This is a genomic window from Palleronia abyssalis, assembly GCF_900302445.1.
In the GTDB taxonomy this organism is placed as follows: Bacteria; Pseudomonadota; Alphaproteobacteria; order Rhodobacterales; family Rhodobacteraceae; genus Palleronia; species Palleronia abyssalis.
Genome location: NZ_ONZF01000011.1, coordinates 55,578 through 81,503 on the forward strand (window position 1 = coordinate 55,578; position 25,926 = coordinate 81,503).

27 protein-coding genes are annotated in these 25,926 nt (G+C 66.0%); 9 read left to right on the plus strand and 18 right to left on the minus strand.

The features are described 5' to 3' along the window. The first annotated feature begins 141 nt into the window (after positions 1–141). Positions 142–726, plus strand: a complete 585-nt coding sequence (locus PAA8504_RS17790; RefSeq protein WP_108895496.1) for a YceI family protein — start codon at positions 142–144, stop codon at positions 724–726. On the opposite strand, the gene PAA8504_RS17795 is transcribed toward PAA8504_RS17790, so the two are convergent. The 16 genes from PAA8504_RS17795 to def (PAA8504_RS17870) form a co-directional block, all read right to left on the minus strand. Next, positions 723–1,556, minus strand: coding sequence for a carbohydrate ABC transporter permease (locus PAA8504_RS17795; protein WP_219928942.1), 834 nt, complete (start codon positions 1,554–1,556; stop codon positions 723–725). The genes PAA8504_RS17790 and PAA8504_RS17795 overlap by 4 nt on opposite strands. Continuing rightward, entirely contained in the window at positions 1,553–2,449 is an 897-nt protein-coding gene (locus PAA8504_RS17800; protein ID WP_108895497.1) for a carbohydrate ABC transporter permease, read from the minus strand. The genes PAA8504_RS17795 and PAA8504_RS17800 overlap by 4 nt, the downstream gene beginning before the upstream one ends. Then, a complete protein-coding gene (locus PAA8504_RS17805; protein WP_108895498.1) occupies positions 2,446–3,732 on the minus strand; it encodes an extracellular solute-binding protein in 1,287 nt (428 codons plus the stop codon). The genes PAA8504_RS17800 and PAA8504_RS17805 overlap by 4 nt, the downstream gene beginning before the upstream one ends. Further along, complete coding sequence (locus PAA8504_RS17810) at positions 3,733–5,310, minus strand: alkaline phosphatase family protein (RefSeq protein WP_146190526.1); 1,578 nt, start codon at positions 5,308–5,310, stop codon at positions 3,733–3,735. Continuing rightward, a complete protein-coding gene (locus PAA8504_RS17815; RefSeq protein WP_181375856.1) occupies positions 5,307–6,209 on the minus strand; it encodes a lysylphosphatidylglycerol synthase transmembrane domain-containing protein in 903 nt (300 codons plus the stop codon). The genes PAA8504_RS17810 and PAA8504_RS17815 overlap by 4 nt, the downstream gene beginning before the upstream one ends. 8 nt (positions 6,210–6,217) lie before the next feature. Next, complete coding sequence (locus tag PAA8504_RS17820) at positions 6,218–6,946, minus strand: CDP-alcohol phosphatidyltransferase family protein (RefSeq protein ID WP_245897684.1); 729 nt, start codon at positions 6,944–6,946, stop codon at positions 6,218–6,220. Positions 6,947–7,209: 263 nt separating this feature from the next. Further along, positions 7,210–7,611, minus strand: a complete 402-nt coding sequence (locus PAA8504_RS17825; protein WP_108895501.1) for a hypothetical protein — start codon at positions 7,609–7,611, stop codon at positions 7,210–7,212. A 133-nt stretch (positions 7,612–7,744) separates the two neighbouring features. Further along, the gene (locus tag PAA8504_RS17830; protein WP_108895502.1) at positions 7,745–8,248 is read right to left on the minus strand and encodes a type III secretion system chaperone family protein; all 504 of its coding nucleotides are present in this window, start codon (positions 8,246–8,248) and stop codon (positions 7,745–7,747) included. A 215-nt stretch (positions 8,249–8,463) separates the two neighbouring features. Next, positions 8,464–9,060, minus strand: coding sequence for a recombination mediator RecR (gene recR, locus PAA8504_RS17835; protein WP_108895503.1), 597 nt, complete (start codon positions 9,058–9,060; stop codon positions 8,464–8,466). An 18-nt stretch (positions 9,061–9,078) separates the two neighbouring features. Beyond that, the gene (locus PAA8504_RS17840) at positions 9,079–9,423 is read right to left on the minus strand and encodes a YbaB/EbfC family nucleoid-associated protein (protein ID WP_108895504.1); all 345 of its coding nucleotides are present in this window, start codon (positions 9,421–9,423) and stop codon (positions 9,079–9,081) included. Positions 9,424–9,667: 244 nt separating this feature from the next. After that, positions 9,668–11,398 carry a DNA polymerase III subunit gamma/tau gene (locus PAA8504_RS17845; protein WP_108895505.1) on the minus strand — a complete coding sequence of 577 codons (1,731 nt, stop codon included), beginning with the start codon at positions 11,396–11,398 and terminating at the stop codon, positions 9,668–9,670. A gap of 48 nt (positions 11,399–11,446) precedes the next feature. Continuing rightward, positions 11,447–11,809: a DUF202 domain-containing protein gene (locus PAA8504_RS17850; RefSeq protein ID WP_108895506.1), complete on the minus strand. Its 363-nt coding sequence runs from the start codon at positions 11,807–11,809 to the stop codon at positions 11,447–11,449. Between the two features lie 32 nt (positions 11,810–11,841). Further along, positions 11,842–12,741 (minus strand): methionyl-tRNA formyltransferase, encoded by a 900-nt coding sequence (gene fmt, locus PAA8504_RS17855; RefSeq protein WP_108895507.1) that lies wholly within the window; start codon positions 12,739–12,741, stop codon positions 11,842–11,844. Positions 12,742–12,810: 69 nt separating this feature from the next. Continuing rightward, positions 12,811–13,305, minus strand: a complete 495-nt coding sequence (def, locus tag PAA8504_RS17860) for a peptide deformylase (RefSeq protein WP_108895508.1) — start codon at positions 13,303–13,305, stop codon at positions 12,811–12,813. Beyond that, positions 13,305–13,754, minus strand: a complete 450-nt coding sequence (locus PAA8504_RS17865) for a hypothetical protein (protein ID WP_108895509.1) — start codon at positions 13,752–13,754, stop codon at positions 13,305–13,307. The genes def (PAA8504_RS17860) and PAA8504_RS17865 overlap by 1 nt, the downstream gene beginning before the upstream one ends. Continuing rightward, positions 13,751–14,272, minus strand: a complete 522-nt coding sequence (gene def / locus PAA8504_RS17870; protein WP_108895510.1) for a peptide deformylase — start codon at positions 14,270–14,272, stop codon at positions 13,751–13,753. The genes PAA8504_RS17865 and def (PAA8504_RS17870) overlap by 4 nt, the downstream gene beginning before the upstream one ends. Positions 14,273–14,368: 96 nt before the next feature. Between def (PAA8504_RS17870) and PAA8504_RS17875 the strand changes: the two genes are divergently transcribed. The 4 genes from PAA8504_RS17875 (at position 14,369) to PAA8504_RS17890 (ending at position 19,336) form a co-directional block, all read left to right on the plus strand. After that, the gene (locus PAA8504_RS17875) at positions 14,369–15,538 is read left to right on the plus strand and encodes a MalY/PatB family protein (RefSeq protein WP_108895511.1); all 1,170 of its coding nucleotides are present in this window, start codon (positions 14,369–14,371) and stop codon (positions 15,536–15,538) included. Positions 15,539–15,689: 151 nt separating this feature from the next. Next, entirely contained in the window at positions 15,690–16,892 is a 1,203-nt protein-coding gene (locus PAA8504_RS17880) for a methyl-accepting chemotaxis protein (protein WP_181375857.1), read from the plus strand. 467 nt (positions 16,893–17,359) lie between these two features. Beyond that, positions 17,360–18,637 carry a DEAD/DEAH box helicase gene (locus PAA8504_RS17885; protein WP_108895513.1) on the plus strand — a complete coding sequence of 426 codons (1,278 nt, stop codon included), beginning with the start codon at positions 17,360–17,362 and terminating at the stop codon, positions 18,635–18,637. Between the two features lie 219 nt (positions 18,638–18,856). Then, complete coding sequence (locus PAA8504_RS17890; protein WP_108895514.1) at positions 18,857–19,336, plus strand: cupin domain-containing protein; 480 nt, start codon at positions 18,857–18,859, stop codon at positions 19,334–19,336. A gap of 3 nt (positions 19,337–19,339) precedes the next feature. On the opposite strand, the gene PAA8504_RS17895 is transcribed toward PAA8504_RS17890, so the two are convergent. Next, entirely contained in the window at positions 19,340–20,275 is a 936-nt protein-coding gene (locus PAA8504_RS17895; protein WP_108895515.1) for a 2-hydroxyacid dehydrogenase, read from the minus strand. A 76-nt stretch (positions 20,276–20,351) separates the two neighbouring features. Continuing rightward, positions 20,352–20,978, minus strand: coding sequence for a TetR/AcrR family transcriptional regulator (locus PAA8504_RS17900; RefSeq protein WP_108895567.1), 627 nt, complete (start codon positions 20,976–20,978; stop codon positions 20,352–20,354). Between the two features lie 141 nt (positions 20,979–21,119). Between PAA8504_RS17900 and PAA8504_RS17905 the strand changes: the two genes are divergently transcribed. Genes PAA8504_RS17905 through PAA8504_RS17920 form a run of 4 tightly spaced genes read left to right on the plus strand, consistent with a single transcriptional unit; the run spans position 21,120 to position 25,917 of the window. Then, positions 21,120–21,950 (plus strand): FAD binding domain-containing protein, encoded by an 831-nt coding sequence (locus PAA8504_RS17905; protein WP_108895516.1) that lies wholly within the window; start codon positions 21,120–21,122, stop codon positions 21,948–21,950. After that, positions 21,947–22,447: a (2Fe-2S)-binding protein gene (locus tag PAA8504_RS17910; protein WP_108895517.1), complete on the plus strand. Its 501-nt coding sequence runs from the start codon at positions 21,947–21,949 to the stop codon at positions 22,445–22,447. The genes PAA8504_RS17905 and PAA8504_RS17910 overlap by 4 nt, the downstream gene beginning before the upstream one ends. Next, positions 22,444–24,825, plus strand: a complete 2,382-nt coding sequence (locus tag PAA8504_RS17915; RefSeq protein WP_108895518.1) for a xanthine dehydrogenase family protein molybdopterin-binding subunit — start codon at positions 22,444–22,446, stop codon at positions 24,823–24,825. The genes PAA8504_RS17910 and PAA8504_RS17915 overlap by 4 nt, the downstream gene beginning before the upstream one ends. Positions 24,826–24,864: 39 nt before the next feature. After that, positions 24,865–25,917, plus strand: coding sequence for a C4-dicarboxylate TRAP transporter substrate-binding protein (locus PAA8504_RS17920; protein WP_108895519.1), 1,053 nt, complete (start codon positions 24,865–24,867; stop codon positions 25,915–25,917). The last annotated feature ends 9 nt before the right edge of the window (positions 25,918–25,926 follow it).

Genomic DNA, 25,926 nt, shown 5'->3' on the forward strand with positions numbered 1-25,926 from the left:
GCGCGACCAGACCAGAGCAGGTCGATATTGTCACGGGGGCAAGCTCGCGAAGCCCGCATCCGGGGCGCGCCGATTTGACCGCGCTGCCGGGTCCCGATCCGTGTTATCGTCGCGCCCAACCGGACCTACGGAGCATCCACAATGCGCATATCCGCCCTTTGCCTTACGTTTGCGATCTGCCCCGCCCTCGCGGCCGCCGAACCGGAGCGCTATGAGCTCGACCCTGAGCATACGACGGTCGCCTTCCTGGTCGACCACGTGGGATACGCCGCCGTCCTCGGCCTGTTCGCTAATGTCGAGGGCAGCTTCACCTACGATACCGAAACGCAGGAGCTGGGCGAACTGCGCGTGACCGTGAACACCGGCAGCGTCGAGACGATGAACGACGCGCGGGACAATCATGTGCGCGCGGGCGACTTCCTGGCCGTGGACGACCATCCGCAGATGGTCTTTACCGCCGACGGCGGCACCCCCGAAACCGAAACGACGGGACAGGTCTCCGGCGATCTGACCCTTCTGGGGGAAACGCGCCCCTTGACGCTCGATGTCACGCTGAACAAGGCGGCGGAGTATCCGTTCGGGCATGGGCGCTTTACCCTTGGTCTCTCCGCCCGCGCGACGCTGAACCGCAGCGACTGGGGCATGACCTACGGCGTGGCGAACGGTCTGGTCGGCGACGAAGTTACCCTTCTGATCGAGACCGAGGCAATGCGGATGCAAAACTAGCCCTTCACCGCCCCCGCGATCAGGGCCGAGACGATCATGCGTTGCAACACGACGAAGACGACGACCGCAGGCATCACCGCAACCAGGCAGGCCGCGGCCAGAAGCTGGGTCGTCGACGCACTGACCGACCCCGCGAAGTTGAAGATCGCGACCGAGATCGGCCAGTCCGCGTCCCGCTCCAGAAGGATGAACGGGATCAGGAATTGCGACCAGTTCATCACCATCGTCAGGATGAACGCCGACGCGATGCCGGGTCGGGACAGGGGCAGGACGATGCGCAGAAGGATTGTGGCGCGCGACGCGCCGTCGATCTGGGCGACCTCCTCAAGCTCGACCGGGATCGCGTCGAAGGCCACCTTCAGAAGCCACACCGCCAGCGGCATCCCCAACGCGCCATAGACGGCGATGACCGACAGGTCGCGATTCAAAAGCCCCAAGGCGTCCATCCAGCGGTAAAGCGGCAAAAGGATCACCAGCGGAGAGATCATCTGCACCACAAGCAGCCCCAGCATCACGCCCCCCCTGCCCCGGAACGGGAGGCGTGAGCAGGCATAGGCCGCGGGGATGGCAAGGGCGACAGCCAGACCGCCGCCCAGCGCCGACAGTTTCAGACCGTTCCAAAGGTAAATCAGGAAGGCAGGGTCCGACATGATTGTCTTGAAGTTCGCCAGCGTCGGAGCCTCGGGGATGAAACGCGCGGCGCCGAGGTAGATCTCGGACGGGGTCCGCAGCGCAAGGCTGATCAGCCACGCGAAGGGCAGCGCGAAGAAGGCCGCCAGGACGATCAGCGCGGCATAGGTCGCGACGTCCCCCCAGCGCGCCGCGCTCAAGCCGGTCCCCGCGGCCGGCCGAGCCAGCCGATCAGCAGGGCCAGCGCCATGGCGATGGCAAACAGCATCACCGCCAGAACGCTGCCGCCGGCCAGATCGAGGTTGTAGAAGACAGTGTTGAAGGTGAACAGCGCCAGTACCTCCGTCGCGCGCCCCGGCCCCCCACCGGTCAAAGCAAGGATCGAGTCGAAGGTGTTCAGCGTCTGGACGGACACCAGAACCGAGTTCACCGCGATCGCCGTCGTCATCAGCGGCAGCGTGATCGACCGAAAGGTGCGCCACGGCCCGGCCGCATCAAGCTCGGCCACCTCGTACAGCACCGGGTCGATCCCCCGCCGCGCGGCATAGAACACGATCATCGAGAATGCCGTGCCCTGCCAAAGGTTGGCGATCACGGCCGACACCAGCGCCATCTGCGGGTCCGACAACCACGCCACCGGGCCGAGTCCCGCAAAGCCCAGAAGGCTGTTCAGCGTGCCGTAAGGCGCCTCGTCGAACAGCATTCCCCAGATCAAACCGTTCGCGATCCCCGGCACGACCCAAGCCGCCAGAACGAGGGTGCGAAACGCTGCCATCCCGGGTAGGCCCCGCCGTTCGCCCCGCACGATGGTCAGCGCGATGACAAGGCCGATGACCTGAAGTGCCACGACATTGACGGCAACGAAGACCAGCGTTGTGCCCAGCACCTGCGGCAGGGCGGGGTCAGTCAGGATCGACCGCAGGGCCGCGGTCGACACCCCGTCCGCAGTCTGGATCAGCGTCGCGTCGCTGAGGGCCAGCCGAAACACGTCCAGCACCGGCACGGCATAGAACAGCGCCAGCACCACGACCGCCGGGACCAGCCACGGTGCCGGGTGGCCCTGCCCCGGCCCGCGTTCGGCGGCGGCGGTCACTGACGCGATTGCGCCGCCCGTACGGCTTCGGCCGCCGCGTCCAAGGCTGCCTCGGGCTCGGCCGATCCCGACAGCACGTCGCCCAGAAGGATCTGGATCTGGTTCGAGATCTCGGGGTAGATCGCCGCCCCGGGGCGCGCGACGCCGTTCTCCAACGCTTTCGCGAACAGATCGTATTCGGTCCCGTCATAGGTGTCGTACCGGTCGTAGATCGCGGCGGACGTGGGCAGCAGGCCCTGTGCCGCGTTGCCCGGCCCGGCATAGATGTCCTTCGCGATCTCGCCACACAGGGCCGCCTTCTCGGGGTCATCCGACAGCGCGGCGATGGTCCAGCCGCCGGTGCCGGTGGCGCGCTGGTCGGGGGTGGGACCGGGCAGTTCCGAGACCTCCCAATTGGCGAACGCCTCTTCCGGCAGGGTGGTGCGCAGCTGCCCGTATTGCCAGTTGCCACCGACGAACATCGCCGCCGTGCCCGCAGCCGCCGCTGCGTTGAAGGCGTCGTAATCGGTGATCGACGTCACGCGCTGCGGCGCCGCGCCGCTTTCGACCAGGTCCTTGTAATAGGCCACTGCGTTCAGGAACGCCTCGCGGTTGTCGCCCTGATCGAAGACGACCGCGCCATCCTCATCCAGCAGCTCGCCCCCCTGCGCCCAGAAATTCGCCAGCCAGTCGAAGGCCGTCCCCTCCCACCGGCCGGCGTTGAACAGGATGCCCTCGCGCCCATCCTCGACCGCCGCCAGCGCGGCGGACTGCACCGCGTCCCATGTCTGCGGCGCCTCGGGCACGACAGAGGTATCGCGGTAGAGCACGCGCAGATCGGTGAACCACCACCACGCCAACACGTTGCCGTTGGCGTCCGTCACGGCTTCGCGCACGTAAGGGAACAGGTCGGCCACCTCATCCTCCGAGAAAACAGCGTTCATCGGTTGCAGGACGCCGGTGTCCTTGAACAGCGCAAGCTGGCTGGAATCGATCATCGCGCAGTCGGGGCCGCGTCCGGCCTGGGTCTGTTGCAGCAGACGCGCCTGTTCCTGGCCGATATTGCCGGTCTGAAGCTGGGTTTCTATCTTCCAATCCGGGCGATCCGATATGAAATCCGAGAACAGCGCCTCGAACGCCTCGCGCGTCGCCGGATCCGAGGAATAGAGGTCATAAGAGGTCAGGCGGAAGGTTAGCGTGTTCGGCGCATCGGGCAGACCGACGCGGTTGCGGGTGACAAGATCCTGAGCGCTCGCCAGGGAGGGGGCGATGGCCACGGTCGCGGCAAGAATGCACGTCTTCATTCAATTCTCCAGTCTGGCGGCAGAAGTCGGGGTTTCGAAAGAGGTGGCGATCAGGTCGCGCAGATCCTGCATCGGAAGAACGGGCGCGTCCGCGTCCGGGAAGATACCTTGTGCAAAGTTCGCGTTCGGCAATGCGTGAAGCAGATTCGGATCGTCGGAAATGAAATGGATCGGTACGTCAGGCGGCGCGTCCTGCCCCGTCAGAAGCGGGGCGGGCTGGTGATCGCCCAGCACGATGAACAGCGCACCGTCACCATATCGAGCGATATATTGCCCCGCGACGTCCAGCGCGTAGTCCAGCGATTTCGCGTATTGCGCGCGGATGCGGTCCGGATCCGACCAGACGACTTGAGGGCTGTCCCCCGCCCGCCGTGTCCCGTCGAAGATCGCGCCGTCGCCGATATCGTCCCACGGCACGACCTTCGGCAAGGGCGTCCAGGGCGCGTGCGAGGTGACCAGCGCAAGCTCGATCATGTCGGGGCCGGGGCCGCGCAGCAGGCGGTCCATCGCGATCCAGGTATACTGGTCGGGCATCGTCACCCATTCGAAGGGCTGACCCGCATAGCCCAGGTCGTCCGCGGCCAGCGTGATGTCATAGCCGAACCAGGCCGCTTCGGGCCAATCCAGCGTGATCGCGGGCATGGCGGCGCCCGTGCGCCAGCCGGCCATTCCGAATAACCGGTTCAGCGAAATGCGATCCGAGGTCATCAACCGATCATAACGTGTCTGCCCGTCGACCCATAGGCCTGACAGCAAGGTCCCGTGGCTCAGCCAGCTTTGGCCACCGCGCGTGGGTGCCGCGACCCAGCCGCTGCGGATATGCCAGCCAGCGGACTGAAGCTCCGTCTCGACAGCCTGCAAGCGCGGTGCCGAGATGTCGCGGAAGGCGGGGTCTTCAAGAAAGGTGCGCCCGTAGGATTCGACAAAGGCTAGGATGACATCGCGGTCGCCCAGCGCCCCGAAGCTGGGACTGACCTCGGGGGCAGTCCGCAGCGCCTCGGTGAAGGCCGACAGGTCCGCCACGCCGCGGGTCATGCGCCCGATCTGACCGGCAACCACGGGGGTTGCGTTGAAGGCCGTCCAGCCGGGCACGACAAGCGACAGGGCCACGGCGCCTGCGGGAATCGCGGCGACGGCCCCCCGTAGCACTCCCCCTGCGCGCGGCAGACGCGACAGACAGACCCAAAGCAGCGCACCAAGTCCCAAGACTGCCAGAACGACAGCCGAGACGATGCCCACCGCCTCGAGATGGCCGACGCTGGACGCGAGAAGCGACCAGCCGGAAACCAGTAGATGCAGGTCCAGTAGCGGATTGAACGGGCGACTGAAGGCTAGGTATGTCCCCAGGTCCGCGGCCCTCAGCACGACGAGGGCCACCGCCAGCAAAACCACGCTAGCCCGCATCAGTCGCCCCGGCAGCAGACCCAGCAGCAGAAGGATGACCGGAAGCTCCCATGTCGGACGGAGCGCCCGGGCCCATGTCAGCCCTGCCGGATGCGACGGCATCACTACGACAAGGTGCAACAGCACGACGCCCAGACCAAGCGCCAGCGTGTAGATTACGGCGGATCGATTCATCCCGGCTCCGGCGCGGTCGCGTCCGGGACCGGGCGCGGGGATCGCCACAGCAGGAATGGCACGGCCGGCAGAACGGCAATCATTATCGCGATCCCGAACACGATACCGGCGGCGACGCCCGCCGCGCTGGACGCGCCCGCAAGCGGGAACAGCGCCGCCGCGGCCCCCTCGCGCCACCCCCATCCGGCGACGCCTACGGGGATGATCATGGCCGTCAGAACCAGGGGGACGATGACCAGTATGGCCTGAAGCGGCAACGCGACCCCCGTCGCACGGGCGCAGGCCGCAAAGGCCGCGACGTTCAGAAGCGCGGCCGACACCGACAACACCCCGTGCGCGATCCGTACCCGCGCCGTGGGCAGACATTCGGCGACAATCGCGCCGATCCGTCCGCCACGCAGGACGAGGGCGCCAAGCCCCAAAGCCGCGATGATCAGCACACCCGCCATCGCCGCATAGCGCACCCTGGCCTCCGGCCAGGCGAACGCCTCGGGGGCAATGGCGGCCCAGATCAGGCCGCCGACACCGACAACGATCAATCCGGCCTGCCCCAACGCCCTTTCGCACACCACGACGAGCGCGGCCCGCTTCAATCCCCCCGGCCCCACTTTCGACCGCACCGCCCGGGCGCCGTCCCCGACGACTCCGCCGGGCAGGGTCGTATTCACGAATTGCGAGATCAGGTATTCCCTGATCGCCCAACCAAGCGGAAACCCGATGTCCAGACAGCGCGCCACGAGGCGCCACCGCATCGCCATCACCACGGTCTGCGCCAACAGGAAACCGACGCCGACCGCCACCCATCCGGCCGATATTCCCCGCAGGCGACTGGCGACATCTGCGCTGCCGAAGACCCATACGAACAGGGCGATCAGCAGGGCGCTTCCCGCAAGCCGCACCCACCGCCTCATCGTTGCGCCACAAGCCAACGGATGTCGCGCCAGAAGGACCACGCCACCAGAACGGCCGCCGCAACGGCTAGGGGACGGGCGACCCCATCGGACAGGATGGGGGCCGAAAGCACTGCCAGCACGCCGATCTGGACGACACAGACCGCCTTGCGGCGAAAGCTGTCCGGCAGGGCCGCGCCCAGCCACGGCAGGAAAAGCGACGCTGCGACGAAGGCATAGCGCGCGCCGCCCAGCAAGATCAGTTCGACCCCCGCCCGCCCATGCGCCAGCAACGCCAGCGACAAGACGGCGGCCAGGGCCGAGTCGACCTCCATGTCGAAGCGTGCGCCGAATGCCGAACTCAGCCCCTGCCGCCGGGCGAGCCAGCCATCGAACCCGTCCAGCGACAGCGTGGCGCACGCCAGTATCGCAACCGCCCATCCCGGGACCATCCCGGCGGAGGGGCCGACGATTACGGCGGACAAGGCGGCGACCATCGCCAGGCGAACGGTGGTGACCACGTTGCATCCGCCCAACCGGCCGTGCGGATAGTGCGAGGCCATGCCCCAAACCGCCAGGACCATGCCGGTGGACAAGACGGCAAGCGTGAGCGGCAGACCGGGGGGCGACAGCGTCCAGCCCAGAAATGCCGCCGGAACGGCGACAGCGATACCCAGAAGTCCAAGGCTGCGACCCGGACCATGAAGGCCCGCGAACCGGTCCGAGAGGCTGACGACCCGGGTCATCCGCGCGAGACGCGGCGCGGCCGCGCCCGATACACGGGTACCGGGACCGCGCGTCCCACCTTACGCCCCATCATGCCGGACGGGCATGGGCAGGGGGCAACGCTATTTCCGAAGATTGTCCTATCCTTCATCCGACAAAGGTTAGGCGCACCACCGCCCATAACAAGTGAGCGTCATGCCGCACGACGCCCGTGTCAGTCGGCCCCCATGTACAGCGCGGTTAACATTCCCCGGCAAGCTCTCGCCAGTCGACCGAACATCGCTCAGGACGGCGGCTCCTCGGGGCTGGGGCGGGGACGGCTCTGGCGCAGCCACGACGTCATGCGCCACCGGATCAGGAACGCCTCGTCATAGGTGCGATAGGAAACCCCGGCCAGCTGGGCCGCGGTCCGCACGCGCAGCTCAAACGGGCCTTCGCGCCCGTCCGTATCGATCACGATGACCATCGGCGTCTTGCCGGTTACCGATCCGGCAAACAACGCCTGCTGCACGCTGTCGAGAGAGGACCGCTTGTCCAGACCGACCTCGATCACATGGGTGTCGGTCTCGCAATCGACGCGTATGCGGTGCAGGTCATAGCCGACGGAATACCCGTGGCTCACCTCGGGCGTTCCACCCAGAAGCATCGTGCAGAGGATCGCGGTGAGTTCCAGTTCGCCAGCCATGACCCAGACCTAGTGCGGCGCCCCGCCGAGTGCAGCCGAATTCGTAGACAGCCTTAATCCCGTTGCGAGAGATGTGGGGCCGCACCCTTATTATTCATTATGGGGGTGTGGGGGCGGCCCCTGGGGTGGCAGGTCACGCGCGGCCGTAGGCCTCGGCTATGGCGACCTGCATGGCATCGCCGGGGGTGCGATTTCCCCAGCAAACCAGTTGAAAAGCGGGATAGAACCGCTCGGCATTCCGGATGGCGGCGTCGATCATTCGATCGATCTGTTCCGGGGCCGCGATCTGCGCGCCCGACAGGGACAGCGCATAGCGATAGACCATCAGTTTCGGCTCGGCCCAATAGGTGAACGCACCCAGCCAGCACAGGTCGTTGGCGCCATTCAGCGTCTCATAGAGTTCGGGCAGGCGTTCCTCCGGCGGGTCCATCTCGAAGGTACAGATCAGGCGGAGGGTCTCGTCATACGGCGCCCAGGCCAAGGTCAAGCTATAGGTGCGCCACTGGCCTTGGACGGCCATGGCGATCTGATCGTCGGCAACGCGGTCGAACTCCCATTCATGGTGTTCGGCCAAATGCTCGACAAGGTCGATCGGATCAAGATCGTCCGACGTGATGAACTGCTCGCTCAGTGACATTGGTATCCCCATGTCTTGGTCCCGACTGGCGATGCGAATCGCCCCAAGGACTCGGTGCCTGCACGAGGATGGGTCGTGTTCCCGCCCTGTCCTCACAAAATATGGTGTGAGACGGGAGCGAATCTGTAAAGGGATAATTGCAACGATTCGGTAAGGAAGTTGTGGATAGCCCTTGAACGAGTCGCTCTAAGCGGGAAACCGAATCGCGGGGCCGGTCAGAAGCTGCGCCGCGCGCGCAAGGCGGCGCCGATCGTTCCGTCGTCCAGGTAGTCCAGCTCGCCCCCCACCGGAACGCCCTGGGCCAGCGTGGTAACCGACAGGCCTTCATGTCCGGACAGGCGGTCGGCGATGTAATGGGCGGTTGTCTGCCCATCGACCGTGGCACCCAGCGCAAGGATCACTTCAGACGCGCCCTCTTCGGTGATGCGTGTCTCCAGCCGGGGAATCCGCAGCTCGTCCGGGCCGACGGCATCCAGCGCCGACAAAGTGCCGCCCAGAACGTGATAGCGCCCACGAAAAACGCCCGACCGCTCCATCGCCCAAAGGTCCGCGACATGCTCGACCACGCAGATCTCGCCGGTGGCGCGCTTGTCGCTTCGGCAGATGTCACAGATGTCTGTCGTTCCGATATTGCCGCAGACAAGGCATTCGCGCGCGCCGTCGGCGACCTGCATCAAGGCCTGCGCCAGCGGGCGCATGACCGCCGCGCGCTTCTTGATCAGATGCAGCACCGCCCGCCGGGCCGAACGTGGCCCGAGTCCCGGAAGGCGCGCCATCAGATCGATCAGCGCCTGAATCTCGGCATTTGCCATGAAACGGGGTCTGTGGGCCTAGAAGGGAAGCTTCATGCCCGGCGGCAGACCAAGGCCGTCGGTCAGCTTCTGCATCTCTTCCTGGGCCTTGTCGGACGCCTTTTGCTGCGCGTCCTTGATCGCGGCGAGGATCAGGTCCTCGACCACTTCCTTCTCTTCCGGGTTGAAGATCGACGGATCGATATCAAGGCCCACAAGCTCGCCCTTCGCGGTCGAGGTCGCCTTGACCATGCCGGCCCCGCTTTCGCCGGTCACATGCATGGTGCGCAGATCTTCTTGCAGGGATTCCATCTTTCCCTGCATCTCCTGCGCGGCCTTCATCATCTTGCTCATATCGCCGAGGCCGCCGAGTCCCTTGAACATCCCGTTCTCCCGTATCCGAGGTTCACCCTCAGATACGGGTCCGGGTGCCTGCGTTCAAGGCAGGCAAGACGTCAGATCAGCCCCAGAAGCGACAGGATGATCGCGATGACGACGACAAGGCCGATAAGATAGATGATGCGGCTCATGGAATGACCTTCCTATTCCCGAAGGCACATCTCGTGCCTTCCTCCAAAGTTGGTAACGCGAATGAGAGGCAAGCGGGTCCATTCCGTTTAGCCCGGGCTTAATCGTCGTCGGCGAATGGGTCCCATTCCTCGTCGACCTCGGGAAGCGCCTCGACCTGGGCCTCGGCGGCGATCTGTTCGGGCGTGCGGATGCCCACGATCCTTGCATCCGGGAACGCCTCAAGCACGGCCTGCATCATCGGATGCGCCAGTGCCTTGCTCCGCAGGGCCTCGGCCTCGGCGTCGCGTGTTTCCGCGATCGTTGGCGCCCCGCCGTCCGCGACGACGGAAACCCCCCAGCGCACGCCCGTCCAGCGTTGCAGCGCCGCACCCAGCCGCGCGGCCAGATCGCGCGGGGCCGCGTCCGATGGCGCGAACTCGATCCGACCGGGGGCATAGTTGACCAGCCTGACGCCGGTCTCGACATCGATCAGCAGCTTGGCGTCTCGGTTTGCGCGGATCAGTTCGACCACCTGATCGAACCGCTGATACCGGGCCAGCGCGTCGTCGGGCTGACGCGCCACGGCCGTTGCCGCCCCGTGGTGAGCGACCGGCCCGCGCGCCACCGTCCCACCGCCCCCGCCGCCACCGGGCCCAGGGGCGGGGCTTGCCGACACCCCCGCAGGCGGGCCGTCCTTCAGCTTCCGCACCAGGTCCCCGGGCGAGGGCAGCTCGGCCACGTGGGTCAGGCGGATGATCGCCATCTCGGCGGCCATCATCGCGTTGGGGGCCGCCGCGACTTCCTCAAGCGCCTTCAGCAGCATCTGCCACATCCGCGTCAGCGCGCGCATCGGCAGACGTTCCGCCATGTCGCGCCCGCGCTCGCGTTCATCGGGGCCGACGGTCGGATCCTCGACGGCCTCGGGGGTAATTTTCACCACGCTGATCCAGTGCGTGACCTCGGCCAGATCGCGCAGCACCGCCATCGGATCGGCCCCGTCGGCGTATTGGCCCGCGATCTCGGCCAAGGCCCCTGCCGCGTCGCCCTTCATCACCATGTCGAACAGGTCCAGCACCCGCCCGCGATCGGCAAGACCCAGCATGGCGCGCACCTGATCGGCCGTCGTCTCACCCTGGCCATGGGCGATCGCCTGATCCAGAAGCGATTGCGCGTCCCGCACCGACCCTTCCGAAGCGCGCGCAATCAGCGCCAGCGCGTCCTGCCCGACCTCGGCCCCCTCGCGGCCGGCGATGTCCGCAAGATGGGTCATCATCACCTCGGGCTCGATCCGACGCAGGTCGAAGCGTTGGCAGCGGCTCAGCACCGTCACCGGGACCTTGCGGATTTCAGTCGTGGCGAAGATGAACTTCACATGGGCCGGCGGCTCCTCCAGCGTCTTCAGCAGCGCGTTGAACGCGCTGGTCGACAGCATGTGAACCTCGTCGATGATGTAGATCTTGTACCGCGCCGAGGCGGGCGCATAGCTGACGGTCGAGATGATGTTGTCGCGGATGTCGTTCACGCCGGTCTGGGACGCGCCGTCCATCTCCATCACGTCGACATGGCGCCCCTCGGCGATGGCGCGGCAGGGCTCGCACACGCCGCAGGGTTCGACCGTGGGACCACCGTTTCCGTCCGGTCCGACGCAATTCATCCCCTTGGCGATGATCCGCGCGGTGGTCGTCTTCCCGGTCCCGCGAATGCCAGTCATGATGAAGGCCTGCGCGATCCGGTCCGCGGCGAAGGCGTTCTTCAGAACGCGCACCATCGCGTCCTGCCCGATCAGGTCCTTGAAGGTCTGCGGGCGGTATTTGCGGGCAAGCACCTGATAGGCGGGATTGTCGGCCATGACACCTCTGGTCCGAGTCGGGGATGCACCGACCCTACCCCGTCCGGGTCACAGCAGCCAGAGCACCGCCGCCGTTCCCATCGTTCCCAAGGCCAGAATGACCGTCAGCAACGTGATGCGCCAGAAGGGTTGCACGCGGCAACCATGGGTCTTGAAGTTGCGGTGGCTGATCCGTGCCTCCGACCAGCCGGCCAGAAAGACCAAAAGCGCGCCCAGCAGGAACACGCTGGCCACGGCGCGGGGCAGCCAAGCCGGTTCCTCCAGCCGGAACAGGGCCTGCAGACCGATCGCCACGACGACCGCCGTCAGCCCGGTGCGGACCCAGCCCGCATAGGTGCGTTCGGCGGCAAGGATCGTGCGGTCCTCGGCCCAGTCGGTCCGTTCGCGCGCCATCTTCTGCTTTGGGTTCATGGCCTTCCCCCCTGTTCCAGCTTCCCCCGACGTCACCCGATCGTGTCGGGCAGGTCCATCCCTCGCAACGCCTCTTGCGCGGATTGGGGGCGCTTGCCCTCGCGCTGGACGTTCAGGATTTCGACCGCACCTTCGCCGCACGCGACGGTAAAGCCTGAAAGAACCGCGCCCGGCTGTCCCGAGCCATCGACAAGGCGGGATCGCAGCAGCTTAACCCTCCCCCCCCCGACCTCGGTCCATGCCCCGGGAAATGGCGAGAGGCCGCGGATCTGCCGGTCGATCTCTATCGCAGGGCGCGACCAATCCACGCGCGCTTCGGCCTTGTCCACCTTCTCGGCGTAGGTCACGCCGATCTCGGGCTGGGGCGTCTCGGGCAGCGCCCCCAGCCGGTCCAGCGCGGCCGTGATGGCATCCGCGCCCATTGCCGACAGCCGGTCATGCAAATCGCCGGTGGTGTCCTCCGGTCCGATCTCGGTCATCTCGCGCAGGATCACCGGACCGGTGTCCAGCCCTGCCTCCATCCGCATGATACACACACCGGTCTGCGCGTCGCCCGCCATCACCGCGCGGTGGATCGGCGCGGCCCCGCGCCAGCGCGGCAGAAGCGAAGCGTGGATATTCAGGCACCCCCGTCGCGGCGCGTCCAGAACCGCCTGCGGCAGGATCAGACCGTAGGCCACGACGACGGCCACGTCCGCGCCCAACTCGGCGAAGGCCCCCTTGTCGGCCGCGCCCTTCAGCGAGGTCGGGTGCCGCACCTCAAGCCCCATGGCGTCAGCCGCCTCATGCACGGCCGAGCGTCGGTCGCGCTTGCCGCGCCCCGCCGGACGCGGAGGCTGTGTATAGACGGCAGCGATCTCGTGCCCCGCCGCCTGCAATGCCCGAAGCGCGGGCACAGAAAACTCGGGCGTTCCCATGAACACGATCCGCATGATGCCGTTCCCTTTCGTATTGGTCGGGGGGCGACATAGCGGATCGTCGCCTTGGCGCCAGCGTCCGGATCAGGCCAACTTGGCCGACCGCTTGATCAGCATCTCACGCTTTACCCGGCCCAGTCGGTGGACGAAGAGCTTGCCGTCGAGGTGGTCGATCTGGTGCTGGACGCTGGTCGCCCAGAGCTGGACGAAATCACGCTCGACCTCCTCACCGGTCTCGTCCAGGAACCGCACGGTCACTGCGCGCGGCCGCGCGATCACGGCCGAGACTCCGGGGAGGCAGGGCGACGCCTCCTCATGCTCACGCATCTGGCCGCTGGCATGCAGGATCACCGGGTTGGCCATGCGCACCGCCTGCCCCCGCGCCTCGCTGGCGTCCACCACGGCAAGACGCAGCCCGACGCCGATCTGCGGCGCGGCCAGTCCCACGCCCGGCATCGCGTCCATCGTGTCGACCATGTCGTCCCAGATGCAGCGGACCTCATCCGTCACGGCATCGACGGGCGCGGCCGGGGTCCGCAAGCGCCGGTCGGGCCAGCGTAAGATCGGGCGAGACGCCATCAGACCGTCGCGCCCGGACGCAGATCGTCTAGGTATCCCTGCGGCGAGGCCGGGTCGCTCATCATGTGACGGACCCAGGCGTCGCGCTCGTGGCACAGGATGGGCAGTTCCCAGACGCAGGCGACCAGCGGGCGCGGCTCCACCGGCGCGAAGCCGCCGCCGTCCGAGAAACTGAGGCGTTGGCACAGGATGTCACCATGCGCCCACCAGTCCATCAGCAGCCACACGCCCGCCTCGCCCTCATGGATCACGGCAAAGCCAAGGCCCGCCGCCCCGCCTTCGCGCGCCGCCTCGGCCTCGATCCGGGCGGTTTCGGCCCGCGCATCGGCCAGAAGGCCGTCGGCCGGGGGCACCGCCCCGATGTGGTACAGCTTCAGCCGCAACCCGCCGACCCGCCACCCGTCCAGCGTGCGCACCGCGCGGGGCCGGTAGGTCGCGGCAGGGGTCACGTCCGCGCCTTTTCGCGCTTCAGCTTCTGCATCTTGCGGGTGATCATCTGGCGCTTCAGCGGCTTGAGGTAATCGATGAACAGCTTGCCATCCAGATGGTCGATCTCGTGCTGGACGCAGGTGGACCATAGCCCCCCGAACCGCTCGCTTTGCCGCGCGCCGTCCAGATCCGTCCAGCTGACCTCGACCTCGGCGGGGCGTTCGACATCGGCGTATTGCTCGGGGATGGACAGGCACCCTTCCTCGTAGACCGACAGCTCTTCGGACGCCCATTCGATCACCGGGTCGATCAAGGCCATCGGTCGGGGCTCGGCCCCTTCCTCCTTGACGCAGTCCATGACCAGCAGGCGTTGCATCAAGCCGATCTGGGGCGCGGCCAGACCGATCCCCGGCGCGTCATACATGGTTTCAAGCATATCGGCCGCCAGCGCGCGCACCGTGTCATCGGGCTGGCCGATCTCGGTGGCGCGGGTCTTGAGCCGCGGGTCGGGGTGGATCAGGATGGGTCGGATCGTCATGGATTGCCATGTAACCCCGGCCCCGCCGTGCTGCAATCGCCTTGCGCCCTCTGACCACGGGCCTAACTTGCCCCACCGGCAAACAGGGGACAGATCATGAGCTTCGACGACATCATCGACCGCCGCGGCACCCATTCGGCGAAATGGGACGCGATGGAGAAACTCTATGGTGTTCCGGCCGAAGACGGGCTGGCGATGTGGGTCGCGGACATGGACTTCCGCCCGCCGCATGTCGTGCAGGATGCGCTGAGGGGCATGCTCGACCACGGGGTTTACGGCTATTACGCCGATGACGGGCCGTATCGCGAGGCGATCCGCTGGTGGATGGACACGCGCCATGGGTGGCAGATCGACCCGTCCCACATATTCACGACGCATGGCCTGGTGAACGGGACGGGCCTGTGCCTTGATACATTCACCGCGCCCGGCGATGCGGTCGTCGTGTTTTCCCCCGTCTACCACGCGTTCGGACGTGTGGTCCGGGCCGCGGGGCGTGAGCTTCGCGAGCTGGAGATGCCGGTGACCGACGGCAAGTACACCCTTGATTTCGATGCGTTCGACGCCGCCATGACGGGGTCCGAGACGATGTTGATCCTGTGCTCGCCCCACAACCCGGGCGGCCGGGTCTGGACTAGGGCCGAGCTGGACCAGATCGCCGATTTCGCGCGCCGTCACGAGCTGATCCTGGTCTCGGACGAGATCCATCACGACCTCGTCTTCCCCGGCCATACCCATACGCCCACGGCCCGGATCGAGGGTATCGCCGACCGACTTGTCACGATGACGGCCGCTTCGAAGACGTTCAACATCGCCGGGGCCCATACCGGCAATGTCATCATCGCCGACGAAGGGCTGCGCACCCGTTTCGCCGCGCGAATGGCCGGACTGGGCCTTTCGCCGAACTCGTTCGGCCTGACGATGACCGAAGCGGCCTATTCGCCCGAGGGTGCCGCATGGGTCGACGAGCTTGTCGCTTATCTCGACGGGAACCGCCGGATGTTCGACGACGCGGTCGCGGACATCCCCGGGCTGGCGTCGATGCCACTGGAGTCCACGTATCTGTCCTGGGTCGACACGTCCGGCACCGGAATGCCCCTGGCCGAAGTCCGTGCCCGTGTCGAAGACCAGGCGCGGATCGCCGCCAACCTCGGCCCGACCTTTGGCAAAGGCGGAGAGTCCTTCCTGCGCTTCAACATCGGCACCCCCCGAGCCCGCATCGAAGAGGCATGCACCCGTCTGAGGGATGCGTTCGCCGACCTTCAGTGAGGCGCGGCTAAACGGCGCCTAAAACAAGGGAGTTCCCGCAATACGTAAAATGCGGTGGACTTTAGCCGCGTTGTCTTACGGGCCTTTAACTCCCCACGGATACCGACGATCTCGCAGTATTTTTGCTGCAGGAACGCAAGGTATTCAAAACATGCTCAAATGGCTTTGGCGCGGCCAAGGCGACCGCGCTCCCCGCTCGTTGCTGATCTCAGCCCTCGATCAGGCGATCGACGCAGTTGTCATGATCGATACGAAGAACGCAGTCACTTATTTCAACGAATCTGCCGAAAAACTTTGGGGGTATCGCCGGGAAGAGGTTCTGGGCAACAACGTCGCGATGCTTGTCCCGCACGAACACCGGGCCAATCACGACGCGCTGGTCGAGGCGAACCGCGCGACGGGGGTGGACAAGATCGTCGGCACCAGCCGCGACGTCCACGTCCCCCGCAAGGACGGCACGACGGTCCCGGTCAGCCTGGCCCTGTCCAAGATGCGGGTCGGCAACTCGTGGGCCTATGCCGCTTTCGTCCGCGACATGTCGAAGGAGATCGCGAAACGCCATGAGATGCTCGATCGCGCGGGCAGCAGCGTCGCGCTTGTCGCCTCGAACTGCGAGGAAGTCGCGGGCCTGTCGTCGCGCATCAGTGACGGGGCAAGCCGTCAGTCGTCCTCTGCGCAGCAGGCCTCCTCGGCGATGGAGGAGATCGCGGCCTCCATCCGGCATTGCGCCGAGAACGCCGCGACAACGAAGACGATCGCCAACACCTGCTCGACCGATGCGCAGCGGGCGGGCGATGCGGTCTCTCGCGCCGTCGATGCGATGGCCGCCATTTCCGACAAGATCCGCATCGTGCAGGAGATTGCCCGCCAAACCGACCTTCTGGCCCTGAACGCCGCGATCGAGGCGGCGCGCGCCGGCACGCACGGACGCGGCTTCGCCGTCGTCGCCTCCGAAGTGCGCAAACTGGCCGAACGCAGCCAGAGCGCAGCCGCCGAAATCGGAAAACTATCGGTCGAGACGCAGGATGCCTCGAACGAGGCCGGCCGCGAGATCACGGCCCTTCTGCCCGAGATCGTGAAGACCGCCGACCTGGTCGAGGAAATTTCGGCCGCGACCCGCGAACAGCAAACGGGTGCCGAACAGATCAACGTGGCCATCCACGAGCTCAACCGCGTGATATCGGAGAACGCCGACATGGCGAAAGAAGCGACGAAGACAAGCACGACCCTGACCGACCGGTCCGAGGACCTCAGCGCCCTGATCAAGGCGCTTCGCGAGGATGGCGCGGACGCGGCCAAGTCCGCGGCCCCCACCGGCCGGCCACAGTTGCGGGTCCTGGACAAGGCGGGCTGAGGCGCAGATCGCCCCACGGGGCGATCCGACCGGCCGGCACGCCAAGCTGCCGGCCCCGGCGGTCATCCAATCATGGGGACAATCCGCCTAAAGGGGGCAACGCGGCTTCAGCCTCCCCCAAACTGCATGAGATATGGACGCGGCGAATCGAACCGCATTGCAGCAAAACGCTTAATCAGTCCCGCGCCGGGTCGGCGGCGGGATTGACTTCGGGTCCAAGGGCGCAGATATGCCCCTGAAGACGCCGTTTCCCTGCCGCGTGAGCAGACGGGCCGCCTTTGGGGCCCCACCGGATCGGCGCACCGTTTCCCAGATCACGCGGGGAGGCAGGCGTCACGTCGGCCAACGGGCAATCCGGCCCGCCGGTCAGCCCGTGCCGCACCCTCGGACGCATTCGGGCACCCTTTCGTGCCCCAACAACGGGATACGGATACCGGTCCCGACAGTTCCTCGACACGGGATATCCCATGGACTTCGATATGCTGGGCCTCGCGCCCTCCCTCCTCGACCGCCTGAAAGAGGCCGGTCTCGACACCCCCACCCCAATCCAGGCAAAGGCCATTCCGCACGTCATGGAAGGCCGCGATGTCATGGGCCTGGCCCAGACCGGCACCGGCAAGACCATCGCGTTCGGGCTGCCGATCCTTGATGCGCTGATCGCCATGCAGGGCAAGCCCGCGCCGAAAACCGCGCGCACCCTGATCCTGGCCCCCACGCGCGAACTGGCCAACCAGATCGCCGACAACCTGCGCCCGCTTGCTGGCGGCGCCAAGCTTGGCATCGCGGTCGTGACCGGCGGCGTGTCCGTCAATCGCCAGATCGGCCGCCTGGAACGGGGCGTCGACATCCTTGTCGCCACCCCCGGCCGTCTGCTGGACCTGCTGAACCAGAAGGCCGTTACCCTGTCCGAAACGCGGTTCCTCGTCCTCGACGAAGCGGACCAAATGCTGGACATGGGCTTCATCCATGATCTGCGGAAGATCGCCAGGTTTATCCCCGAAGAGCGTCAGACGCTTCTGTTCTCGGCCACCATGTCCAAGCAGATGAACGAGATCGCGCAAACGTTCCTGAACAACCCCGTTCGCGTCGAGGTCGCCCCCCCGGGCAAGCCCGCCGACAAGGTCACGCAGGAGGTCCGTTTCATCCCCAAGGAGGCGAAGACCGAGCATCTGGCCGAGCTACTGGGGACTCACCCCGAGGAACGCGCGCTGGTCTTTGCGCGCACCAAGCACGGGTCCGACCGGCTGATGCGCCAGCTCGACCGGGCCGGGTTCCCGGGCGCGGCACTGCACGGAAATCGCTCTCAGAACCAGCGGGATCGGGCGCTGAAAGCGTTCCAGACGGGCGAGATCAAGGTGCTCGTCGCGACAGACGTGGCCGCCCGCGGGATCGACATCCCCGAGGTGGAATTCGTCTATAACTACGACCTGCCCAACATCCCCGAGACCTATGTCCATCGGATCGGCCGGACCGGCCGCGCCGGCAGGTCGGGCAAGGCCGTGGCGATCTGCGCCCCGGACGAGCTGGCCTATCTTCGCGATATCGAAAAGCTTCTGGGCAAGACCCTGCCCGTAGCGGTCGACGCCGCCTGGGCCGATGCGGCGCCGGTGCCGGCACCCAAGGGCCCCTCGCGTCGTCGCGGTGCCGGGGGCGGCAAAGGCAAGCCGGGCGGCCGGCCCGGCAATCCCCAGGCAAAGCCGTCCAATGGCCGTCCGCGGCGTGCGCAAAAGGCCCGTCAGGGCTGAATGCGCCTGCGCCTTCCCCAAGGGGAAGACGTTCGCAGGTGATACACAATTTTAACAGAGTGCCGCCCGGCGGGACGTCCGGTGGGCGGCACTCTGCGGCTTCTCGGCCGGTGCGCTCGCCCTGCACTTGCCCTGCCGTTGCCCTTGCGGAAAACTGTCTCGCCTTGCCGGGTTGGGCCAGTATAGGCTGACCCCGTGGTTCATGATGGGGGGCATGGCATGGATGGGTATATTCTCAAGGCAGACGAGATTGCGGATTTGCAGGGTCTGTCAAAGACCCATTTTCTGAACGACCGTGCCCGACGGATCAACAAGTCGCTCGGCGACCGGACGGGCCTGACGGGCTTGGGCTTTCACCTGATCGAGGTCGCGCCCGGCGACCTGACCACCGAACACCATTGCCATGCCCACGAGGACGAATGCGTCTATGTTCTGTCCGGGCACGCCACCGCCGTCATCGGCGAGAGCCGCTTTCCCATCGGGCCGGGCGATTTCATCGGCTACCGCAAACAGGGTGCCGCGCATCACATCGAGAATACGGGCGATTCGCCGTTCCGCGCCATCGTAGTCGGCGAACGGCGTGCACATGACGTCGGGGATTATCCCCTTCTGGGTAAACGCCTGTATCGCAACCAGGGAATGGCCTGGAACCTCGTGGATGTCGACGCGATATCTGAGCCGAACGCCGGGAAGAAGTAAGGGTCAGACGACGGGGGTCAGCAAATCCTGCCCTTCGAAGAAAGCCGCTATGTTGTCTCTTTGAAGTTGGCCCATCGCGCCGCGCGTGGCATGGGTGGCCGAGGCCTGATGCGGTTGCAAGACAACGGTATCAAGCTTGGCGAACCGCGGGTCGGCCCGGGGTTCGTCCGCGAACACGTCCAGCCCCGCCCCGGCCAGAGCGCCGCGTTCCAGCCGGTCCAGAAGGGCTGCTTCGTCGACGACCGACCCGCGCGAAATGTTGATGAGAACACCATCAGGCCCCAACGCGTCCAGCAAACGGCCATCCACGAGGTTCTCGGTCTCGGGGCCGCCGACGACGGCCACGAACAGGAAATCGACGTCCGCCGCCAAACTTTGCGGGTCGGCGTGATAAGTCCATCCGGGCGTCTTCTTGGGCGACCGAGACCAGTAGTGAATGTCCATCTTGAACGCTGCCAGCCGATCCGCGATCTCGTATCCGATACGGCCAAGCCCCAATATCCCCGCGGTGCCGCCAGAGACCTTCCGGTTCAGGGGGAACGGCGTCCCCTCGGCCCAGGTGCCCGACCTGACATGAGCGTCGGCCTGCAGCATCCTGCGTCCCTGCATCAGCCACATGGCAACAGCCAGATCGGCGACATCGTCATTCAGCACATCAGGCGTGTTCGTGACGGCGATACTGCGCCCCTCGGCGGCCTCGACATCGATGGCATCGTAGCCGACGCCGAAATTCGCGATCAGTCCCAGCCCCGGAAAGCGATCCATCGCCGCATCATCGAACGAGCCCGACCCCTTGAACGCGATCGCAGTAACATCGGCGCGCGCCGCGTCGTCCAGCGCGCACGCCGCGTCGAGATCTGGCACAAATCGCGCGCCCATCTCATCCAGAGCCTTCGTATCGGCCTCACCATACGTCCCGATCGACAGAAGCCGGGTCATCGAACTCTCCTGAACTTACCTGCAGGGAACCTTAGCCCGGGCGGGGGCGTGAACCAAGGCCCCGCGGGGGCGGGTTTCAATGCGCAGGTCCGTGCCCGATCGAGGCGAGGAACCTGTCGATGACGCGCACGATCTCGGGCAAGGGGTCTGCCGGGACCGGCATTTTGTAGATGTGCTTGCGGATCCCGATATAGACGATCCCGCCATGCAGCGACCACAGATCCTCGGGGGTGACGGCGTCATCGCGACCGACCTCGTGGCGGATTTCGTCCAGCATGGGCAGAAGCAGGGTCTGCGACAGATGGGTCAGATAGCGCCGATTCAGGTCGGCCCCCGCCAGACCGGAAAACATGAAGATACGCATCCAGGCATAGTCGAAGATGCGGTCGCCATATTCGCTGTAGAACGTAATCATGCGATCACGCAGCGTGCGGGACCGGTCGCGCAGAAGGTCTGACCAGTCCGGAGAGATCCGGTCGAGATAAACATGCGCATAGACCGCTTCGAGCAGCGCCTGCTTGTTGTCGAAATACTTGAAGATCAACGACTGCGTCACACCCAGCCGCTTGGCCAGATCGCGCGTGTTTCCGTCGAGGCCTTCATCGGCAAAGAAGCTGACGGCCGCGTCGACGATCTGCGCGCGCCGCTCCTGCGGCGGCAGCCGGCGGCGGTCCTGCTCGGCGGTTGGTGCTGGTTTTGTCATCGGTCCCTCGTCGCGGCCTCTCATTGCAAAATTCCTTGCTTTTGCCAACGGAACGTTTCTATGCTTCCCGCAAGTGATCGCATGATCAATAAGCGGCGGCACTGAGGGGCGCTGAAATTCCGGCGCATGGGGAGGATGGACATGAAAGCGCAGGTGGGCGGCTACGCGCGTGCCGAAGACATGGCGCATGCGATCCGGCTTTTGGCGGACGCCGAGGGTATGGGGCGCGTGCTGGCGGGCGGGCAAAGCTTGGTTGCCGCCCTCAACATGGGGCTGAGTTTTGGGGATTTGCTGGTCGATATCACCGGCCTGTCGGACCTGCGCGGTGTGCGGGAGGAGGACGACAGACTGGTGATCGGCGCGCTGATGCGCCATGCCGATGTCGCCACGGACCCGCTGATCGCGCGCCATGTCCCGCTTCTGGCACAGGCCGCGCCGTTGATCGCGCATGAGGCCATCCGCAATCGCGGCACGATCGGCGGCTCGCTTGCCCACGCCGACCCGGCGGCCGAGTTTCCGGCCTGCGCCGTCGCGCTCGATGCTGTCATCCGACTGACGGGTCCGGACGGGGAACGCGAGGTCGCGGCGACCGACTTTTTCCGCGACGTTTTCGAGACCGAAATGCGCGAGGGAGAGATCCTGACAGGGATCGTGGTGCCAAAGACGCAGGCGGGCGAGCGTCACGTCATCCGCGAAGCGGCGCGTCGCGCGGGCGATTACGCGATCGCGGGGCTGGCCGTGGTGATCCGGGGCGGGGCGCACCGGATCGCCGCGTTCGGCACCGGGCCGACGCCCCTCCTTTGCACCGTCGCGATGGAACGGCTGGATGCAGGCGATGTCGACGGGGCCGTTTCGGCGCTGTCCGATGCCCTCGACCCGCCCAGCGATACGCAAGGAAGTGCCGCGTATCGGCGCCACCTCGCGGGCGTTCTGCTGCACCGCATCGCCACCGAACTGGGAGAGGACGTATGACAGATGCTTTCCGCAACCGCATCGATCTGGAGTTGACGGTGAACGGCGAAGCGGTCGAACTGACCGTGCCTGCGGGCCGTCACCTGATCGACCTGTTGCGTTTGGATCTGGGTCTGACAGGATCACATGCGGGGTGCGAACATGGGGTCTGCGGGGCCTGCACGGTGCTGGTCGACGGTGCCCCCGTGCGCGGGTGCCTGACTCTGGCGCCGCAACTGGGCGGCGCCGACGTCTGGACCATCGAGGGCCTGACCGACAGAGGCCTCGTCGCCGACCTTCAGGCCGCCTTCGTCGCGCGCAACGCGCTGCAATGCGGATATTGCACGCCCGGCATGCTGGTCGCGGCCAAAGCCCTGATCGACGCCGGCGGCACGCCATCGCGGGCGGAGATCCGCGAGCACATGTCCGGCAATTATTGCCGGTGCACCGGATACGAGGCGATCGTCGACGCCGTCGAGACGGTGGCCCGCGACCGCGCGGAGGGGGCGATGTCATGAACATCAAGTTCGACGATCCGAACCGCCCGAACAGCTATATCGGCCGGACCGTGCCGCGCCCGAACGCTGGCAGACTGGTGGCAGGCAAGGGCCGGTATGTCGACGACATCACCCTGCCCCGCATGGTTCATGTCGCATTCCTGCGCTGTCCCCATGCACATGCCAAGATCGGCGAAATCGATACCGAGGAGGCGCGCGCGCAGAAGGGTGTTCTGGGCATCTTCACCGCGCGTGACTTGGCCCAGGTCTGTACGCCGTGGGAAGGCAAGCTTGCGCACCTCGAGGGCATGAAGACGCCACCGCAATCTGCGCTCGCCATCGATCGGGCCACCTGGGCCGGGGAACCGGTGGTCGCCGTGGTCGCGCGCACCCGTGCCGAGGCCGAGGCGGCGGCAGCCCTGGTGATCGTCGATTTCGAGCCGCTTCCCGCAGTAACGGACATGCGAAGCGCGCTGGACAAGGACACGCCCGTCCTGCACCCGCAATTCGACGACAACCTCTGTTTTCGCAAGGAAAACGCGACGGCCACGCCCCAAAAGGCGTTCGACGGTGCCCATACCGTGGTCGAATCCGAGTTCAAGATCGGCCGGCATACGGGCGTAACGCTGGAACCGCGCGTCATCATCGCCGACTGGAACGGCGGCGAGGGCGAGCTGACGGCCCATGTCTCGAACCAGGCGCCGCACATGCTGCAGGTGCTTTTGGCCAAGCACATGGGCATTCCCGAAAGCCGCGTCCGCGTGATCTGCGGGGATGTCGGCGGTTCGTTCGGGGTGAAGGTCCATGTTTATCCCGACGAGGTCGCAACGGCCGCCATCGCGAAGATCATGGGGCGGCCGGTCAAGTTCTGCGCCGACCGACTGGAAAGCTTCACTAGCGACATCCACGCCCGCGACCATGAGGCGACGGGCCGGATCGCCGTGGACGAAAGCGGCAAAATACTGGGCTTCGACGTGGACGACTGGACCGGGATCGGACCCTATTCGATCTATCCGCGCACCTCGGCCGTTGAGGGACTTCAGGTGACCAACCTGATCGGGGGCCCCTACGATTTTGAGCATTACCGCGTCCGGTCGACCACCGTGTTCCAGAACAAGGGTATCTGCGCCCAGTATCGCGCCGTCGGCCACCCGGTCGCCGTCGCGATTACAGAGGGTCTGGTGGACATGGCCGCGGCCGAGATGGGGATCGACCCGATCGAGTTCCGCCGCCGCAACGTGATCCGCGACGACGCCTATCCGGTTACGACCGCGGCCGGGCTGAAGCTGGAGGGTTTGTCGCATGAGAAAAGCCTGGATGCGCTGGTCGAGGCGATGGATTACGATGTGTTGCGGGCCGAGCAAGCCGACCTGCGCAAGCGCGGTATCCATCGCGGCATCGGAATCGCCAGTTTCATCGAGCTGACGAACCCCTCGCCCTTCATGTACGGGATCGGCGGCGCGCGGATCTCGGCGCAGGACGGGTGCACCGTGCGGATGGACCCCGACGGGTCGGTCGTCGTCCTGACCGGCGTGACCGAGCAGGGCCAGGGGACCGAAGCGATCATGGCCCAGATCGTGGCCGAAGCGGTCGGTATCCGCCCCGACATGGTCCGCGTGGTCACCGGCGACACCCGCGTGACTCCGTTCGGCGGCGGCACCTGGGCCTCGCGCGGAGCCGGAATCGGGGGCGAGGCCGCCTTGAAGGCCGGCCGCGCGCTTCGCGATCAGATCCTCGGCATCGCGGCCTCAATGCTTCAGGCAAAGGCCGAGGGGCTGGATATACGCGACGGCCAGATCGTCGATGCCGCGTCAGGCGAGGACCGCCTGCCATTGGAGGAGCTGGGACGCGTCGTCTATTTCCGCGGCGACACCCTGCCCAAGGACCTGTCGCGCGAGCTCATGCAGACGCGCCACTACATCACGTCCGACTATCCTTATGCGTTCACGAACGGAGTTCAGGCCTCCTATGTCGAGGTCGATACTGAAACGGGCTTCGTGAAACTGTTGAAGCACTGGTGTGTCGAGGATTGCGGCCGGATCATCAATCCGCAGCTGGTCGACGAACAGATCCGCGGCGGCATCGTGCAGGGCATCGGCGGCGCCTTGTTCGAGGAAATCGTCTATGACGACGAGGGGCAGATCCAGAACGGCTCGATGGCCGACTACCTGGTTCCGATGTCTGGCGAGATGCCGGACATGGTCATCCGCCACGTTGAAACACCGACGCAGGAAAGCGAACTGGGGGCCAAGGGCGCGGGGGAGGCCGGCACAGCCGGTGCGCCGGCGGCGGTGATGAACGCCATCAACGATGCGATCCGACCGCTGGGCGGTCAGGTCACGCGCATGCCCTTCACGCCCGAGCGGGTGCTGCGCGCGCTCGGCACGTTGAAGGACTGACGAAGGGGCCAACCAAGGCCCACCATTTGGGAGGATACCATGAAACACAGTACATTCGCCCTGGCCGTCGCGGCCAGTCTCGCGGCGGGGGCCGCAACGGCACAACAATCCATCACGATCAACATCGGATCATCGCACCCCGAACAGAACATCTGGGTCTATGCGATGAAGAACACGTTCCAGCCGGAAGTGAACCGCATCCTCGAAGACGGGGGCGAATATACGGTGAACTGGAACGAGGCCTATGCCGGAACCCTCTACAAATACACCGATACGCGCGAGGCCGTGCAGGACGGCATCGTCGATATCGGGATGGTCGGCACCGTCTGGGAGGGTTCGACCATGCCCTTGCAGAACGTGACCTACTTCACGCCCTTCGCCACGTCCGACCACCGGATGCTGATCGACATTTTCGACGACCTGAACCGGAACCTGCCCGAGCTTGCCGACAGCTGGGCCGAGAACAACATGGTCCCGCTCTCGTCCCTGATCACCGACAGCTATGACGTCTACGCGACCTTCCCGGTCCAAACGATGGAAGATCTGCAGAACCGCCGTCTGAACGCACCGGGGACATCGGCCAACTGGCTGCAAGGGACCGAGGCGACGCCGGTCGACGGCGCGTTGACCACCTACTACACCAATATCCAGACCGGCGTGACCGAGGGGACCTTGTCCTTCGCGTCCGGAATCCTTCCGACCCGCGTCTATGAGGTCGCGCCCGAACTGACCCGCGTCGGCATCGGGTCGATGTATTTCGGATCGATCGCGGCGAACAAGGACTTCTTCGACGGGCTTCCCGCACCGGTCCAGGACGCCCTGCGAGAGGCGGCCGAGGCAACCTCGCAAGCCCACGGCGATTACGTGGCCGAACTTGCTGCGCGCGCGATGGACGAAATGCAGGCTGCGGGCCTGACGGTCAGCGACCTGCCCGATGCCGAAAAGCAGAAGTGGGTCGAGGGCCTTCCGGACATCGTTCAGCCCTGGCTCGACCAGACGGGCGAGGACGGCGAAGCGGTCCTGTCTGCCTACTTCGACGCACTGCGCGAGCGCGGGGCCGAACCGCTGCGCGCCTGGGACGAAGGCCGCTGAACGATAGAC

What these genes read in the sequence shown, in the direction of transcription:
- PAA8504_RS17790 (WP_108895496.1), top strand. Translation starts at nt 142, where the DNA reads ATGCGCATATCCGCCCTTTGCCTTACGTTTGCGATCTGCCCCGCCCTC.
- PAA8504_RS17805 (WP_108895498.1), bottom strand. Translation starts at nt 3,732, where the DNA reads ATGAAGACGTGCATTCTTGCCGCGACCGTGGCCATCGCCCCCTCCCTG.
- PAA8504_RS17810 (WP_146190526.1), bottom strand. Translation starts at nt 5,310, where the DNA reads ATGAATCGATCCGCCGTAATCTACACGCTGGCGCTTGGTCTGGGCGTC.
- PAA8504_RS17820 (WP_245897684.1), bottom strand. Translation starts at nt 6,946, where the DNA reads ATGACCCGGGTCGTCAGCCTCTCGGACCGGTTCGCGGGCCTTCATGGT.
- PAA8504_RS17825 (WP_108895501.1), bottom strand. Translation starts at nt 7,611, where the DNA reads ATGGCTGGCGAACTGGAACTCACCGCGATCCTCTGCACGATGCTTCTG.
- PAA8504_RS17830 (WP_108895502.1), bottom strand. Translation starts at nt 8,248, where the DNA reads ATGTCACTGAGCGAGCAGTTCATCACGTCGGACGATCTTGATCCGATC.
- recR (WP_108895503.1), bottom strand. Translation starts at nt 9,060, where the DNA reads ATGGCAAATGCCGAGATTCAGGCGCTGATCGATCTGATGGCGCGCCTT.
- PAA8504_RS17840 (WP_108895504.1), bottom strand. Translation starts at nt 9,423, where the DNA reads ATGTTCAAGGGACTCGGCGGCCTCGGCGATATGAGCAAGATGATGAAG.
- PAA8504_RS17845 (WP_108895505.1), bottom strand. Translation starts at nt 11,398, where the DNA reads ATGGCCGACAATCCCGCCTATCAGGTGCTTGCCCGCAAATACCGCCCG.
- PAA8504_RS17850 (WP_108895506.1), bottom strand. Translation starts at nt 11,809, where the DNA reads ATGAACCCAAAGCAGAAGATGGCGCGCGAACGGACCGACTGGGCCGAG.
- fmt (WP_108895507.1), bottom strand. Translation starts at nt 12,741, where the DNA reads ATGCGGATCGTGTTCATGGGAACGCCCGAGTTTTCTGTGCCCGCGCTT.
- def (WP_108895508.1), bottom strand. Translation starts at nt 13,305, where the DNA reads ATGGCGTCTCGCCCGATCTTACGCTGGCCCGACCGGCGCTTGCGGACC.
- def (WP_108895510.1), bottom strand. Translation starts at nt 14,272, where the DNA reads ATGACGATCCGACCCATCCTGATCCACCCCGACCCGCGGCTCAAGACC.
- PAA8504_RS17875 (WP_108895511.1), top strand. Translation starts at nt 14,369, where the DNA reads ATGAGCTTCGACGACATCATCGACCGCCGCGGCACCCATTCGGCGAAA.
- PAA8504_RS17880 (WP_181375857.1), top strand. Translation starts at nt 15,690, where the DNA reads ATGCTCAAATGGCTTTGGCGCGGCCAAGGCGACCGCGCTCCCCGCTCG.
- PAA8504_RS17885 (WP_108895513.1), top strand. Translation starts at nt 17,360, where the DNA reads ATGGACTTCGATATGCTGGGCCTCGCGCCCTCCCTCCTCGACCGCCTG.
- PAA8504_RS17890 (WP_108895514.1), top strand. Translation starts at nt 18,857, where the DNA reads ATGGATGGGTATATTCTCAAGGCAGACGAGATTGCGGATTTGCAGGGT.
- PAA8504_RS17895 (WP_108895515.1), bottom strand. Translation starts at nt 20,275, where the DNA reads ATGACCCGGCTTCTGTCGATCGGGACGTATGGTGAGGCCGATACGAAG.
- PAA8504_RS17900 (WP_108895567.1), bottom strand. Translation starts at nt 20,978, where the DNA reads ATGACAAAACCAGCACCAACCGCCGAGCAGGACCGCCGCCGGCTGCCG.
- PAA8504_RS17905 (WP_108895516.1), top strand. Translation starts at nt 21,120, where the DNA reads ATGAAAGCGCAGGTGGGCGGCTACGCGCGTGCCGAAGACATGGCGCAT.
- PAA8504_RS17910 (WP_108895517.1), top strand. Translation starts at nt 21,947, where the DNA reads ATGACAGATGCTTTCCGCAACCGCATCGATCTGGAGTTGACGGTGAAC.
- PAA8504_RS17915 (WP_108895518.1), top strand. Translation starts at nt 22,444, where the DNA reads ATGAACATCAAGTTCGACGATCCGAACCGCCCGAACAGCTATATCGGC.
- PAA8504_RS17920 (WP_108895519.1), top strand. Translation starts at nt 24,865, where the DNA reads ATGAAACACAGTACATTCGCCCTGGCCGTCGCGGCCAGTCTCGCGGCG.